This is a genomic window from Acidovorax sp. (assembly GCF_046314175.1).
Lineage (GTDB): Bacteria > Pseudomonadota > Gammaproteobacteria > Burkholderiales > Burkholderiaceae_C > Acidovorax.
The window spans coordinates 31,484-46,709 of sequence record NZ_JBKBXG010000042.1; the positions used below are offsets into that span (position 1 = coordinate 31,484).

The window sequence follows — 15,226 nt, forward strand, 5'->3', positions numbered from 1 at the left end:
AACCGGTGGCCGACCTGTTCCTGCGGTTGACGATTTGCCGACGGCAGACTGTAAACCAAGTATGCAGGTCAACGGGCGATTTCCAATGAAATCAACGACTTGCAACCTGCACAGAGGCTGGCCCGACTTTCGCAATAGAGAGTCACAAGAAGTGCAAACGCCACTTCCAGCAAAGGCCTCCGATGTTTGCCCTGTTCACCCCCACCGCTGCCAACACCATCAACACCACCGCCCCCCAGGCCACCGCACCGCAAACGCGCCCGCTGGACCTGCCCGCCCTGGCCGGCCCCGCCGCCTGGGCCCGCCTGCCGCGCGCCGTGCAACGCCGTTTTGCCGCAGCACACGCCGACGTCGCGTACGAGGGCGTGATGGAGCTGCGCTGCTCACGCATCGGCCACGTGTTTGCGGCGCTGGCAAGGTTTTGGGGCGGCCCGCTGACCCACCTCAACACCACCGGCCTGCCCGCCACCGTGCGCGTCAGCGACAACGGGCGCGGCGGCGTGGTGTGGGAACGGTGCTTTCACAGCGGCAGCAATAGCAATAGCAGCGGAGGCATCAGCAACAGCGACTGCACCGTGCGCTCCACCAAGGAGCTGGGCACCGACGGCGGCCTGGTGGAGCGCACCGACGGCGGCCTGAGCATGTCGCTCGACGTACTGGAAGAAGACGGCGCCCTGGTGTTTCGCAGCCGCCGCTTCTTCTGGGTGCTGGGCAGCCTGCGCATCCCCGTGCCCGCCCTGCTCACCCCCGGCACCTGCCGCGTGGCGCACACCGACCTGGGCGCGGGCCAGTTCCGCTTCACGCTGAGCATGGTTCACCCCTGGTGGGGCGAGACGTTTCACCAGTCCGGCGTCTTCACCGACCCCATCGCAGACACGGACACGGAAACAGACGCCCATACAGCCACCCACTTCAACGCCACCTCTCTTTAAGACCACGCCATGACCACCATGAACACCCTCTTTCTGCTGCTCACCGTGCAAGCTGCCCTGGGCGCTTTTGACAACCTGTGGCACCACGAGCTGCAGGCCCGCCTGCCGCAGCGCACCTCAGCCCGGTATGAAATATCACTGCACGCCGCGCGCGAAGCCATCTACGGCGTCGTCTTCTTCGGCCTGGCCTGGTTTGAATGGCGCGGCGCCTTTGCCGCCGTGCTGGCGGCCCTGCTGCTGGTCGAGCTGGGCATCACCCTGGTCGACTTTCTGGAAGAAGACCGCACCCGCCGCCTGCCGCCGTTCGAGCGCGTGCTGCACACCGTGCTGACCATCAGCTACGGCCTATTCCTGGGCCTGATCGCCCCCGTGCTGTGGGACTGGGTGCAGCAACCCACCGCCATGGTGCTGACCCCGCACGGCTGGGTGTCGTGGTTGTTTACGGCCTACGCCGTCGGCGTGTGGGCCTGGAGCGTGCGCAACACACTGGCCGCCATCCAGCTCTACCGCACGGCCCCGCCCGCACAGCCTGCACTATCTAGTGCCCGGCACACCCGTGGCCTCCAACCCCAGCCCGCCACCCTGGTCACCGGCGCCACCGGCTTTGTGGGCAGCGCCCTGGTGGCCGACCTGGTGCGCGACGGCCAGCGGGTGATCGTGTTGACGCGCGACGCCCTGCAGGCCCGCGCCAGCTTTGGACCCGGCGTGTGGGTGGTGGACACGCTGGACGCCATCCCATCTGAAACAACCATCGACGCCGTGGTCAACCTGGCAGGCGCCCGCGTGCTGGGCATGCCATGGACCCAGGCGCGCAGACGCCAACTGCTGGCCAGTCGCGTAGACACCACCGTGGCAGTCGTCAGCCTGATGCGGCGCCTGCACAAGGCACCACGCGTGCTGGTCAGCGCGTCGGCCGTGGGCTTCTACGGCGCATCGTCCAACGCGTCGATGGAGCCCTTGGACGAAACCGCCCCACCCCGCCCGGGCGAGTTCCAGTCTGACCTGTGCGCGGCCATTGAACACGAGGCACGGCGGGCCGAAGCCCTGGGCGTGCGCGTGGTGCGCATGCGGTTTGGGGTGGTGCTGGGGCACGGTGGTGGTGCGTATCCGATGCAAGCGCTGGCCGCCCGGCTGGGCCTGGGCGCCGTGCTGGGTCATGGTCGGCAGCCTGCGCCGTGGGTTCATTTGGCCGATGCGGTGGGGCTGGTGCGGTTTGCGATGGCGCACCAAACACTGCAAGGCCCTGTCAATGCAGTGGCGCCTGATGCGGTGACGCAGGCCACGTTTGCGCAGGCCTTGGCAGCATCGTTTGGGCGGCGTGCTTGGCTGCGTATGCCGAGGCTGCCATTGCGGGCCATGTTGGGGGAAATGTCGACCCTGTTGCTGGACGGGCAGAACGCTGTGCCGCGTGCCGCGCTGGCTCAGGGATACCGGTTTGTGCACCCGTTGCTCAGTGGAGCCCTGGCTCACCTTGCAAAGGGTCAAAAGGCCTGACCGCTAGGCGAACAGCTTTCCCACCCAATTCTTGATGCTGGCGCCCAGGCCGATGCGCTCGCGGGCCGACTCGTACATCTCCGGGCTCAATGCTTTCAGGCGTTGCAACAATTGCTTGGCAGTGTCCCGGTCCTGCGGCGTGCCCCGCCCGAACCACAGGCAACAAATCCAGTCGCGCATGGCATAGACGTTTTCTCCATCGGCCGCGATCTCCAGGTGGTAGGCAGCGCTTTCAAGGTCTTGCGCTATGCCGTCGCCGGTGAGCAATGCCTTGCCCAGGCGCTCATGGGATGACAGATGACCCAGCGAAGCTGACCGTGACAAGTACTGGATGGCCATCGCCTTGTTCAACGTCTGTCCATCTTCGCCGTCGAAGTGCGCGATGCCAAGGTTGAACATGGCACCGCTGTGCCCCCATCGCGCGGCTTCGCGCCACCAGTCGTATGCGCGCACCTTGGCGGCTTCGTCGCCACGCTGAAAGAACTCTATAGAGCCCATCACGAACATGGTTCTTGGCGAAAACTGCTGCATGCCGTATGGGGCCACCCGTCCGAGCTGCTCTTCGATTGCGGGGCGCTGGTCGGCGCGTGCGCTCGTGAGCTGGTCGCTCAGCAAATTCGCCACGGAGCCTGCCGCGCTGCCGCTGCCCCACAGCATGGCCTCTTCAAAATACGCCATGGCGACGTCCTGTTGGCCCAGCTCTTCGTAGTAGTCGCCCAGCCGGTCAAACCGGTCCGCCTCCGGCATGATGCGCACTGCGCGCAGCAGGTGGTCGGCGGCCCGCTGCATCTGGTCTTTGTAGTTGTATTGCCTGGCCAGCTGGGAGTGCGCGACGTCGAAATCGGGCGCATCGTGCAGGATGCCGTTGAGCAAGGCGATGGCGCGATCCGAATCACCATTGCAAGCCTCAATATTCGCCAGTTCAGATCTGTGGGTGGCATGCACACGTTTGCGCTCCTCGTCAGGCCACGAGGCACTCCACTGTTGTGCGGCGCGGAACAACGCGTCGACCTCCGCCACCGACCCGCCCCACTGGGGGTTCAGCGCCCACATCAAGCAGCCATACAGCACCGGGCTGTGCGGCAAGTGGGGCTGGGCACGCGCGATGTAGTCGTGTTCGGGGTCATCGCTGCCCGCACGCGCCATCGCGATCCCGACTGCGATGGCGAGCGTGGGCCGCGCGGCCGCCGCCAGGGCGCGGTGCAGGTACGGAAACGCCGCATCGAAATGCTGCTGCATCACCGCAAACTGTTTTTCACTGGTGTTGTTGCTCGTGGCAGTACCACGCGCCTGCCAGGCCACGGAGCAGTGCAATTGCGCCGCGAACAACAGGGCCGCAAAGCTGTTGGGGTACGCCTGCACCCACGCCTGGGCAGGCTCGATCAGATCGGTACGCTGCAATCTCAGGTGGGACCACGTGCGCGACAGCCCCAAGTCAGACAACGCACCCGACTCGAAGGCAGCCCAGCTGGGCGCCAGCAGCGCCTGGAGCGCGTCGAACTGCCCAGTCTTGAGCAAGTCCATCACCTTCAAGGCGAATTGCCGTTGCGGGTGGTTGAGAACGACAGGGTCGAGAAGGTGTTGGTGCTGGGACAAAGCAGTCATCGTCGGTGGTGTATTGGTGCGATCGGTGCCGCGCTGAAGTGGCGGCCACCAACCAAATTAAGGGGTGGTAGGCGCCGTGCTCAGCGTGGCCTTGCACCCGGTGGGAAGCAGCGCCCGCTCGATGTCAGGGCTGCCGCAGGTCCATTTTTTGATGGACTTTTTGCTGAAGTTGTACTCCGGCGAAAGCACGATGTGTTTGCCCGCCACTGGCCCGCGCTTGATCTGCAGCGTGACGGGCCCGCTGGGCTCGGTGGTGATGCTGGTGAACACTGCGCCCATTTCTGCCTCCAGAGCTGCCAACGCAGGGTCGCTCCAGTCGAGCTCCAGGCTCTTGCCTTGTTCGAATCGCTGGCTGAGCAGGTGCGTGAGCTTTTTGGTGGCGGCCTTGGCGTCTGACACGGCGGACATGGTGGGGTCCTGTGACTCCTTGTACAAAGACCACACCGCCGGAACGAAGAGCCACAGCAACGCACATGCAATGCACCACGCCAGCAGGTTCTTGAACACATCGAACGCCCTGGACGCCCGCGTGACTTGCTGCCTAGCGTTCTTCACATCGGCCCGCACCGGAGCCTGCGGCGCTGCGCCGGCCTGCACGCCGTGGGCCTGCATGATCAGCGCTTCATGAAATAGCTCCGGCGCGGCGCGGGTCGCACGGGCACTGGCAGGCAAGCGCTCGATGACCGTGGTGCCTGCACACACATCGTGAAGATACCGTCCGCCGGTCAGCCACGGCTCGACCAGCTTCCACACGATGGGCAGCGCGATGTGCAAGACGTACTTGATGAAGTGGCGCCAGATGCTGATGACGAGCGGCGGTTTTTCACCATGAGTCGTCACCACCTGAATCTTCAGGCACCGTTTGCCCAGCGATCCAGGTCCTGCGTCGAGCAAGGCTGGCAGAAAAAACAGCACTACGGCACCCAGCAGCTTGAGCCAGATGGAAAAGGACACATCCCACACCACCACCAGCCACAACGCGGCAGATACGAGCATTTGCACGCCATCGATCACGGTGGCAGCGGTACGGCTCAGGTCGGTGGCCAGATAGACGGCCACTGGTGTGGCCACAACCACGGGCGAGGGTTGCGCGAAGTCTGAGGCGAAATCAGGCTCGCCGCGTCTAGCCAGCGGGGCGCGGCACATCACACAGTGGGTTGCTTCGCCGGGGTTGTGCCACTGGCATGTCGAACATTTCATGGGAATGGGGAGGCTGGGGAAACGGGGAGCGCGCGCAGGGAGATAAATTGCCAATACTTCTAGGCTCATGGGGGTAGTAGCCGCACCGTTCCTAAACTGAATACGAGATTGTCCCATTACCGCTAGACGAAACCGCCTCGCCCCGGCGAGTTCCAATACGACCTGTGCGCCGCCGTTGAGCACGAGGCCCGTCGCGCCGAAGCCCTGGGCGCGCGCGTGGTGCGGCTGCGTTTTGGCGTGGTGCTGGCGCACAGTGGTGGCGCCTACCCAATGCAGGCGCTGGCTGCCCGCCTGGGCCTGGGCGCCGTGCTGGGGCATGGTCACCAACCTGCTCCTTGGATTCATCTGGCGTTGGACGGGCAGAACACCGTACCGACTGCAGCGCTGACCCACGGCTTCCCATTTGTGCACCCTCAACTGGGCGGCGCACTGGTCGACCTTGCGCAGGCTGAAGTGACACAATCTGCCCCCGCACTCCAAAATATGGGTCAAAACAGGCTCTAGCGCCTATTGGTAAAGCGCTTACAGCTATTAAATTTGAAGTGACTTTCCGCCGCTGCAGAACAACGTTCAGATCAACGCTGCAGCAACCGCCGCCGCTCCAGCCACACTTTGCGCACAAACGGATCGGCCACGGTGTAGATGCCGTGGCCTGGGCGGGCGATCAGGTTGGCGCTGATCATCTTTTCGGCCAGCTTTTGCACCTGCGATGTGGGCACCTTGCCCCCGGTGCGGGCGGTGTAGCTGGCCATAGCTTCTTCGCCAAACAGGCCCGATACGCCGGTCTCGCTGCCCTGGGCGATGTAGTCGAAAACCGCTTGGCCCAGCTCGCCAAATTCTTCAATGGCGCGCAGCTCCACATCGGCAGCGGCCGATGCCAGCGTGGCGCAGATGATGAGGAACGCCTGGTCTGCCGGGGCCTGGGCGCTTTGCAGTTGCACCAGGGCCTTGAGCATTTCTTCAGGGCGGTGGCCCAGTGACTGAAAGCCGGCCCAAGCTACTTCGGTGGTGGGCAGTACCACGCCTGGGCTGCCTGCAATGCGCTGAAGTTGCCATTGCACAAAGTCTTGCCCCAGTGGCTCGTAGGCCGTGGTCAAGGCACCCGTAAAGGGTTGCGAGTGGCGCGTGGCCATGTCGGTGATGAGCGACTTGTGCGAGCCCGTGCCCAAAAACAAGAAGTACCCTGGCGTGCCGGGCTGGGCATTGACGGCATCGCGCGCCGCCTTGAGGGCGTGCAGCAGGCTGGTGCCGTCTTCGGTGCCCAGGGCCTGCTGCACTTCGTCCACGATCAGCACCACATCCACCTTGGCCTTGGCCACCAGCTCTGAAAACGCCTGCGCCAGCGTGGTGCCACCCGGCGTGCCCAAATGCTCCACCTGAAAACCCAGCGTGATGCCCGCCGCGCCCAGGTTCAGCCCCTTGAATCGCTGCAGCAAGCCTGAGCCTGGGGTTTGCATTTGTAGCAGCGTGGCGCGCACGGCATCGAGCACCAGCACAGCCGGGCTTTTGCTGCGGTCGGCCCACAGGTCCACGTAAATCACCAGCGCCCCGCGCGCCTCCAGCGCTGGCACCAGGTCTTGTCGCAAAAACGTGGTTTTGCCCACGCGGCGTATGCCTGACAGCAGCACGCCTGAGCGCACGTTCATGTGCAGGGGCGATGGCTGCAGCAGCTGCTGGGCCATTTGCTCGGCGTAGGTGGTGCGGTGGAAGACATCAGGGGCCATGGTTACCTCAAGTTATCTAGAACGGGTTAATTATCTGGTTTAGATAAAAAAAGGTAAATAGCCTGGATGGCTTGGCGCGGCCCACAAAAAAGCCCGCTGGCAGCGGGCTTTCAGCAAATAACTTGCGAGATCAAACGCGCGGAACGGGTGTGCCGGAGTTCACGCACAGCGCCAGGTTCAGGGCCTTGATCGCGGTCTTGTAGTCCTCGCGCTCGATGACGAACTGCATGTTCACTTGCCGCAGGGTTTGCGACACGCAGTTCACGTTGACCTGCGCATCAGCCAGCGCCTGCGCTGCCTTGGCGAGCACGCCTGGGATGCTGATGTTGGAGCCAATGGTGCACACGATGGCGCTGGGCTTGATCGTCACGACCTGGTAGCCCTCTTGCAGCTCGGCCACCAGCTCGGGCGTGACCTGGTTGTCCCACACCAGATGGGCGATGGAGTTGGCGTTGGTCGCCTTGAGGATGTAGCTCACGTCGTGCTTGCAGAACACGTTCATCAGGCCCGCATCGAACCCCACGGTGCCCACCATGCTGGGGTCGTGGATCTCGATCAGCGTGACCTTGTCGGTGCCAGTGACGATCTCGACGCGCGCACGCTCGCCCACAAAATCTTTGGTGATGAGCGTGCCGGGGTGGTCGGGTTCAAAGGTGTTCTTCAGGCGGATGGGGATGCCCGCCAGCTCCATGGGCTTGGCCGCTTTGGGGTGAATGGCTTCCATGCCCACGTCGGCCAGCTGGTCGGCCACGTCGTAGTTGGTGGCGCCCACCACGATGGCGTTTTCCAGGCCCACCAGGTTCGGGTCGGCAGACGAAAGGTGGAATTCCTTGTGGATCACGGCCTCGGCGGGGCGCACTTCTACGGCGATCTTGCTGAAGGTGACTTCGGAGTAACCTCGGTCAAACTCGCGCATGATGCCTTCGGTGCCCTTGGTGTAGCCGGTGGCCACCACCACTTTGTCGCTCAGGTTCAGGCCCCTAAAGCTGTGGGCAATGCGCTCGTCAATGGTCCAGGCTTCGTTGTCGTCAAAACCGGCCAGGTCCATCAGGATGGCGTTGACGCCGTTGGCCTTGAGTATCTCGACCGAGTTGAATGCGCTGTGCGACTCGCCAATCGAGGCCAACACCTCGCGCGCGGCCAGCAGCACATCCTTGCGGCTGAGGTAGCCACTGGCCAGCACGTGCTGCATGGCGCCCAGATACTCGCGCGCCTGGCCAATGCGCTGGTCGATAAAGGCATCTGCCACCGCCAGTGGCAGGCCCAGGTCAGCGTAGCCCGCGTTCAGCTTTTTCAGGCTGGTGGCCAACTGGGTCAAGGCATCCTGGTAGCCCTGTCCTTCCGCAAACAGTGCGTAAATCCCGCGCTCGCCCGTCTTCTTGTGCTCTAGCAGCTGGTTGGTGACCCCCGAATAGGCGGACACCACATAAATCCGACCGTTGATGCGTTTGGGATCGTGCAGCACGATGTGGCGCAACACATCGCCAAATGCGGTCATGGAAGTGCCGCCGATTTTCTCGACAGAGATCTTGGAGTTTTGAACGTCTTGCATGGAGAGGCTCAGGGGAGCAGAGGAATGGGACAAACGGGCAAAAATGCTTGCTGCCCAGAGCCTGCGCAGCAAACCCGGTATTTTCCATTACTTTTGTGGGGGCACCTTCAGCAGTCCCAACGACCCTTCCGCCTCGTTCGGGGACCATGCGGCGCACGGCCGCCGCATCCATGCACAACGAGCCGACAGCTACGGCAACAGCTTCAGACCCAGCTGCTTTAAAAAGGCGTTGTGCTTTTCCTTGGCGGCAGCAATTGCCTGCTAAATGTCCTACAACGCCCGGTGGGGCGCATCCAGATCAATCTCCGCCTACCCACTGCTTTGCTGATGTAGCGCGAGATATTCAGGTTGAAGTGTTCTTCTCAATTTGAGCCATCTCCACCCGCCGTGGATAGCGAGGATCTTCCGAGCGGTACTGGTAGCTTTGGATGATCTTGGCCATGTGCTCATCCGTCAGCTGGTTCTGCCGCTTGAAAGCGTTGATGATGACCTGACTCTGCGTCTTCTACTCCTTGCTGGTCGGCTCCCGTCGGTCTCGCAGGCTGGTGGCGGCCTGCAGCACAGGCTGCCTGCTGCAAATGCCCACACGTGGCGGGTCCAAAATGCAGTCAAAACAGACGCTAGCGCCTATCAATAAAGCGTAAGCAGCTATCTTTTATATAGCAATAGAGCTTTGGCAAAGCGGCTATTGCCGCGACCATTGGCGCATGCAGAGCGCCTCAAGGCCTGAAGTTATCCATCTGGATCACCTTTTCTGCCGCATTCAGACAGGCCGGCGTCAGCGAGCTCGGCAGGCACCATAGAGTCGGGCGCCATGGCTGTCGCCACAGCCGACACGTTGACCGTGGCCAGCCGCGTGACCAAGGCCGCGTGGGCAAAGTGCCCAAACCCAAGGTCTTCCCATGCCCTAAGCACGATCATCGCGAAGAAGCGCTTGCCGCGCAGGTACTGCTACACCTCCGGCGGCAAGTCAGGCGCTCAGCGTGGGCCTCGATGAAAGGTGCGAACGCGCAATCTACGTCGTGTGCGACCGGCATGTGCGTGCAATTGCTGAGGCTCACTCAAACACCGCTGCAACACCGCTGACGTTGGCTCCGCCCAGGCCTAGCCGCTGTGCGCGCTGAAAGGTCATGCGCGCAACAGCGACGCCGGGCAACTCTGCGCCACTGACCTGGGCGGTATCCACAAGGTAGCCCAGGTCTTTTTCGATCAGGTCAATCGTGAACAAAGGCTCCCTGTTCCGTGCCGCCATCATTTTTGCCGCAGCGCTGATTGGGGCAGCCACGACGGGGAACTCAGCGAGCAGATCTGCCGCCTCGGCGGGCGCGTAGCCGTTGCGGGTGAGGAAACCCAGCAACTCGGCAACGCTGTGCAGCTGCGCTGCAAACAGTGCGTTGATCGCGAGCTTGAGCACTGCGCCTTGGCCGACTGTGCCCACACGCAGCACCTTGGCACCCATGGTGCTCAGTACAGGGCGCACTCGCGTCAGCGTATGGTCCTCTCCGCCCACCATAAATACCAGTTGCGCCGCGTCGGCCTGCGGCCGAGATCCCGCCACGGGCGCATCCAGCAACTGGGCGCCGCGCGAATGCACCGCGCCTGCAAGTTGCCGTACCCATGCCGGCGTGACCGTCGAGCACTCGATCGCAATGGCGTTGGCTTGCAACCGGGCCGCAGCGCCCGTGTGCGGATTCAGCCAGATGCTGCGCGCGGCGGCATCGTCGCTGACCATGGAGATCACGACATCCGCGTCTCGCGCCGCTTCACCCGGCGTGTTCGCCAGCGCGGCGCCGCTTTGCTGCAGTGACAAGGCCTTGGCGGGGTCGCGGTTCCACACCGTTACAGGGTAGCCCGCCTTGACGAGATGCGTGGCCATGCGCGCACCCATGGCGCCCAAACCCAGAAATGCAATGCGTTGCATGGCCTGCCTCATGCCGACTTGGCGCGGTTACGAGGCGCCACCCAGACCAGGGCCGGGTCGGCCATGAAGGCTTCCTTCGGCGTCCGGGTCAGGTGATTGGTGTAGTTGGAGATGGTCTTAGTCGCCGCAATCGTCACGACCTCCAACACCTGGGCTTTGCTAAAGCCAGCGGCGATGAAATTGTCTGTTGTTTCGTCACTCACAAACCCGCGTTCTCGCACTACGGACTCGGTGAAAACTCGCAAGGCCTGCAATTTGGCGTCTGGGATGGGCGTGCCGTTGCGCAGCGCTGCAATAGCCGCTTCGTCCATCTTCACCGAACGCGACAAGAAAGTGTGTCCAGCGGTGCAGTACTCACACTGGTGCATCACGTTGATAGCCTGATATGCCACCTGCTGCTCAATCGGTGTGAGCGTGGACTGGGCTGCCACCAAGCCAAAGAGCATGTCATACGCCGTGAGCGCGAGCGGGCTCTCAGCCAGATTGCCGTGCAGCTTGGGCACGAAACCCCAGGCCTGGGCGACTTCGGCCAGCTTGGCTTGTGAGGCAGCAGGTGCGGTGTCGAGGGTATAGGAAGTGAAGGTGGTCATGGTCAGTCTTTCTGAAGGGTCCAGCAGGAGGGTCACTGGCCGACAACTGCGTGTTGTGGGCCTGGAAATGGACTGTATTGATGACCGAACGACGGATAAATATCTTTAACTTCATCAATAACGTGCAAATAATGCATGAATGAACATTGACAGCCTGCACTTGCTATTGGCCGTGTCCCGCCGCGGCAGCTTCGCCGCAGTCGCCAAAGAGCGGGATATGGACCCGTCGTCGGTATCCCGCGCCATTGCGGACCTTGAAGGTGAGCTGGGTCTGCGGATTTTTCAGCGCAGCACCCGATCCATGACGCTGACCGAAGCGGGCGAAATCTACCTGGCGCGGCTGGAGCCCTTGCTGGACGAGCTGGAGCACGCGCGCGACGCGGCGGCGCAAGTCAGCAGTGCCCCACGTGGCTTGTTGCGGCTGACGGCATCGGTGACGTTTGGGCAAATGTGTGTCGTGCCCCTGCTGGGCGCGTTTCATGCCAGCTACCCGGATCTGAAAGTCGAGTGCATCTTCAGCGATGAGAATTTGGACTTGGTTTCAGAGCGCATGGATTTGGCCATCCGGCTTGCTCCTGCCGTCGGGGGCGACGTGGTGGTGGCCAAGCTCATTGAGACGCGCTATGGCGTTTATGCCAGCCCGGATTACCTGGCCCGGCATCCACCTCTCATGCAACCCTCCGGCCTGTCGCGACACCAAGTGTTGTTGTTCAACCTGCGTGCGTACCGCACACACTGGTTGTTTCGCGATGCTGGGGGCCACGAGGAGCGTGTGGAGATTCAGGGGAATCTGACCTTTGCGCCGGCCAGTGCGCTGTTGACGGCGACCCTTGGTGGCCTGGGCCCCGCGCTGCTGCCGGACTGGTTGGTGGCCGATGCCGTCGCCCAGGGCCTTCTGGTGCACCTGTTTCCTGATTACGCCGCCACGGCCACCACCTTTGATACGGCCGCGTGGATCGTCTACCCCAGCCGCAGCTACCTGCCGAACAAGGTGCGTGTGATGGCAGATTTTTTGCGCGCGAAACTGCAGGGCTGAGGGACGCGCCACTGGTTTCGGGCCGCAGGATCTCCTCCCCCTTTTTTACAAGTGTCGGCAGCTATTCAATTGATAGAGTATTGATTGGCACCGGCTGAGGCACCGCTGCGCGTGCGTCACATTCTGCCCACAGCGTCGGCACCATGACGTGATTCGGACTATGGCGCGACCAAAAAATTGACTGTTGCAGATCAGGCGGTGCTTCCCGGCCCCTTTCCGAACACAGGTTGGAAGCTGTCTTCCTGCAGCGCGCGATGGGTGGTTTTCAGAAAATAGGGAGTCATGTTGTGGTGAACACAGCGCTGAACGAGCAGCTCAAATCGTCGTTCAAAGTCTGCGTCGCCAGCCCAGTAGGCGAGAGCGAGGTTGGCCTGGTAGGGCTTGACGGCAATGGCCTGTCGGGGCTCGCCCAGGTCGTAAGCCAGCAACGCAGGCAACGTCTGGCATTGGTCCAGCACCGGCAGCAGCTCGGCCTCCAGCCAGTCCGTTGTCGCGGCCAGAAACTCGTCCAGTTGGCTGGCGTTCGGAATCTCGACTGGGGTGGTGTCGTAGGGGCCTGACCGCAAAGGGCTGACGAAGCGCTGCAGCGGCCCCGCATGGATGATGTGCAGGTCGATCATGTGCTGCGGGTTGCACACAGCTCCCAGCTCTGCCGGAAGTGCCGGGCGCATGCCCGCCGACGTGCGCGCCTCATACAGGGCACCTTCAGAGCGACTCTTCCATCCCAGTGAAATCCGCTGCTGGCCCAGCGGCACATCCCGCAGCCAGTGGGCTTGCATCGTGACAGGTGACGACCTCTCGATGTCCAGCCGAAATCCGTGCGTTGCCAGTCGCGGGTGGACCAAAGCTCGCACGCGGTGCTCCACATCGGGCAGCTTCGCAGGCGCTGGCGCCGGGCTGCTCCAGGCCAAACGCTCGCACCCTTCTGGCGACAGTCGCCAGCGACCAGGCACGAAACATTCTCCCGAGCTGTCGTCGTACACGCTCAGCCCCAGCTCCACCGCAGCATCCACGAGCCGGGGATAGAAAACAGTCAGGTCATGGATGTCCACAGCCAACACGGCTTCGTTGGGCAGGTCATGGGGCGAGCCGAAGTCCCATTCGTCGCCGTATTCCGGGAACGCCGCTTTCATGCGTTGGGCCAGCTCGACGAACTTCGGATTCAGTGCAGCCCGCTGATCCCAAAGACGCTCGAACAGGACCTGCGCCTCGCGCCAGCTTGTAGGGGTGGGCTGATCCCAGATGTGGATGACGTAACTCATGATGGAATACTACCCATGCGCCGCGCGCCTTGCCTCAGGCACACAGCGATGCGTGCTTTGGCGCAGACAAATGGCCGACCCGACGGCAATCTTCTTGCCTTTGGGGTGCGGCCTACGGCCTGCGTGTTGGTCAGGTTCTCAGGGTGACGCGCTCGTCCGCCACCATGACGCAGGCCACGGCGCGAACCAGGAACTCACCCATGCCGGTACTCAAGCCGAAGCCTCCTTGAAACTGCCGAAGTAACTGGCAGCCTGCGTCCGCAGACCCTCGTAAGCCTCGGCCATCTGCCCCGGATTGAATCTGGCCTCGCGGCGGCGCAGCATGAGCTGGTCGAAGCGCTCGTCCAGGTCGGACACGCCGGCGCAATGGGCCAAGGCGAGGTTGGCCAGATAGGGCTTCACGCTGATCGGATGCCGGGGCTCTCCGCGCTCATGGGCGAGAAAACCCTCAAGGGTCTGACAGCGGTCCAGGATGGGCAGCAGCTCCTGCAGCAACCAATCGGCTAACGCCGACAACAGCGCATCCAGCCCCGCCCTGCCTGAGGCGCGGTACTCGCGCCCCGTCGGCTGCTCGGGCACGAAACCGTACAGGAAGCCGTTGAGCTGAGGCGTGTCGAGAATCCGGAGACCGATGATCGACTGGGCTCCACAGAGCTTGGCCACCGGCTCGGGCAGTGCCGGCTCGATGCTGCACACCATCGTGGCGTCATGGTGGCTGGCCGCGTCGCCAGTCCATGCGATCTCGATGCACTGCCGCCCAAGGGGCGTCGAACGCCGCAGCACGGTCCGCACCATCTTGCCGCGTGACGGCGGCGTCTCCAGCTCGAAACCGTGGGCAGCCAGTCGCGGGAGCAGCAAGGCGCGGGCACGCCCTTGCACGTCCAGCAGTGCGGGCGCCGCAGCAGGGGCTGTCGGCCAAGCCAGTGGCTCGCGCCCGGCTTCCGACAGCCGCCAGGGACCGGGCACGAAGCATTCGCCGGCCTGTTCGTCGTGGACGCTCAGCCCCAAGGCAAGCGCCGCATCGATCAGCCGGGGATAGAAGGTCTCAGGCAGCCCGCGATCGAGCCCCAGCGACCAGACGGCTTCGTCGATGGCGCCATCGGGTGCGTCCAGCGTCCATTCGTCGGCCAGATCCGGCCAAGCGGCCTGGATGCGTCGCGCCAGTTCGGCGAAACGCGGGTTGCGCGGAGCCGCCCGATTCGCCAGGCGCTGGAAGACGGCCTGAGCCTCGGCCCAGGTCGCAGGGCTGGGGTGGTCCCAGATGTGGATGACATAACTCATGATGGACTCCTCACATGCCGCGCATTGTGCCCACGGCGCATCACCGGCCTCCCACCCCGGCCTGCCACTGCGACGGATAGGAAAGCGGATAGAAAATTCAACCGTTTCAAGGCAAGTGTGGCATGGGTTGTAGACCTCCAAAACGCCTCTGACCCGAGTAGCTTGAGCGTCGAGGGCCCAGTGGCGAGAACTCAGCAAACCGCCAGACAGCAAAAAGCCCGAACTGTTGCCAGTTCAGGCTTTTGCGTTCAGAACTTCAGCGCTGATTACTTGCGCGCTGGGGGCACATCCGTGCAACTGCCGTGCGCAATCTCAGCAGCCATGCCAATACTCTCGCCCAGCGTGGGGTGCGGGTGAATCGTCTTGCCGATGTCCACCGCGTCGGCCCCCATCTCGATGGCCAGCGCAATCTCGCCGATCATGTCGCCCGCATGCGTGCCGACCATGCCGCCGCCGAGGATCTTGCCGTGGCCGTGGGCCTCTGGCGAGTCATCGAACAACAGCTTGGTGACGCCTTCGTCGCGGCCGTTGGCGATGGCGCGGCCGGAGGCGGTCCAAGGGAACAGGCCCTTCTTGACCTTGATGCCTTGCGCCTTGGCCTGGTCTTCGGTGAGGCCCACCCATGCCAC

Annotated in this window: 12 protein-coding genes and 1 pseudogene; 4 read left to right on the forward strand and 9 right to left on the reverse strand. The window is 63.2% G+C overall.

Translation table 11 applies throughout. The features are described 5' to 3' along the window. The first annotated feature begins 182 nt into the window (after positions 1-182). Complete coding sequence (locus ACK4OE_RS13630; protein ID WP_409885348.1) at positions 183-932, forward strand: DUF4166 domain-containing protein; 750 nt, start codon at positions 183-185, stop codon at positions 930-932. Positions 933-941: 9 nt separating this feature from the next. Next, positions 942-2,426: a TIGR01777 family oxidoreductase gene (locus ACK4OE_RS13635; protein WP_409885349.1), complete on the forward strand. Its 1,485-nt coding sequence runs from the start codon at positions 942-944 to the stop codon at positions 2,424-2,426. A 3-nt stretch (positions 2,427-2,429) separates the two neighbouring features. Here ACK4OE_RS13635 and ACK4OE_RS13640 read toward each other — a convergent pair whose 3' ends face one another. Together ACK4OE_RS13640 and ACK4OE_RS13645 are read right to left on the reverse strand one after the other, a co-directional pair. Next, complete coding sequence (locus ACK4OE_RS13640) at positions 2,430-4,031, reverse strand: hypothetical protein (RefSeq protein ID WP_409885350.1); 1,602 nt, start codon at positions 4,029-4,031, stop codon at positions 2,430-2,432. A gap of 57 nt (positions 4,032-4,088) precedes the next feature. Next, positions 4,089-5,231: an RDD family protein gene (locus tag ACK4OE_RS13645; protein WP_409885351.1), complete on the reverse strand. Its 1,143-nt coding sequence runs from the start codon at positions 5,229-5,231 to the stop codon at positions 4,089-4,091. Between the two features lie 219 nt (positions 5,232-5,450). Between ACK4OE_RS13645 and ACK4OE_RS13650 the strand changes: the two genes are divergently transcribed. After that, a complete protein-coding gene (locus ACK4OE_RS13650) occupies positions 5,451-5,735 on the forward strand; it encodes a DUF1731 domain-containing protein (protein WP_409885352.1) in 285 nt (94 codons plus the stop codon). A 71-nt stretch (positions 5,736-5,806) separates the two neighbouring features. Here the strand turns inward: ACK4OE_RS13650 and ACK4OE_RS13655 are convergent, their stop codons facing one another. The 4 genes from ACK4OE_RS13655 to ACK4OE_RS13670 form a co-directional block, all read right to left on the reverse strand. Beyond that, positions 5,807-6,955 (reverse strand): ATP-binding protein, encoded by a 1,149-nt coding sequence (locus ACK4OE_RS13655; protein WP_409885353.1) that lies wholly within the window; start codon positions 6,953-6,955, stop codon positions 5,807-5,809. Between the two features lie 130 nt (positions 6,956-7,085). After that, entirely contained in the window at positions 7,086-8,507 is a 1,422-nt protein-coding gene (locus tag ACK4OE_RS13660; protein WP_409885354.1) for an aspartate kinase, read from the reverse strand. Positions 8,508-9,564: 1,057 nt separating this feature from the next. Continuing rightward, positions 9,565-10,428, reverse strand: coding sequence for an NAD(P)-dependent oxidoreductase (locus ACK4OE_RS13665; RefSeq protein ID WP_409885355.1), 864 nt, complete (start codon positions 10,426-10,428; stop codon positions 9,565-9,567). Positions 10,429-10,436: 8 nt separating this feature from the next. Then, positions 10,437-11,018 carry a carboxymuconolactone decarboxylase family protein gene (locus ACK4OE_RS13670; RefSeq protein WP_409885356.1) on the reverse strand — a complete coding sequence of 194 codons (582 nt, stop codon included), beginning with the start codon at positions 11,016-11,018 and terminating at the stop codon, positions 10,437-10,439. 139 nt (positions 11,019-11,157) lie between these two features. Here ACK4OE_RS13670 and ACK4OE_RS13675 point away from each other — a divergent pair, with 139 nt between their 5' ends. Next, positions 11,158-12,054, forward strand: coding sequence for a LysR family transcriptional regulator (locus tag ACK4OE_RS13675; protein ID WP_409885357.1), 897 nt, complete (start codon positions 11,158-11,160; stop codon positions 12,052-12,054). A 191-nt stretch (positions 12,055-12,245) separates the two neighbouring features. Here the strand turns inward: ACK4OE_RS13675 and ACK4OE_RS13680 are convergent, their stop codons facing one another. From ACK4OE_RS13680 to ACK4OE_RS13690, 3 genes and pseudogenes are all read right to left on the reverse strand, one after another. Continuing rightward, entirely contained in the window at positions 12,246-13,316 is a 1,071-nt protein-coding gene (locus ACK4OE_RS13680; protein ID WP_409885358.1) for a hypothetical protein, read from the reverse strand. A gap of 210 nt (positions 13,317-13,526) precedes the next feature. After that, positions 13,527-14,597, reverse strand: a complete 1,071-nt coding sequence (locus ACK4OE_RS13685) for a hypothetical protein (RefSeq protein ID WP_409885359.1) — start codon at positions 14,595-14,597, stop codon at positions 13,527-13,529. A 266-nt stretch (positions 14,598-14,863) separates the two neighbouring features. Then, positions 14,864-15,226 (reverse strand): annotated as a pseudogene (locus tag ACK4OE_RS13690) (dihydrolipoyl dehydrogenase); the annotation flags it as partial.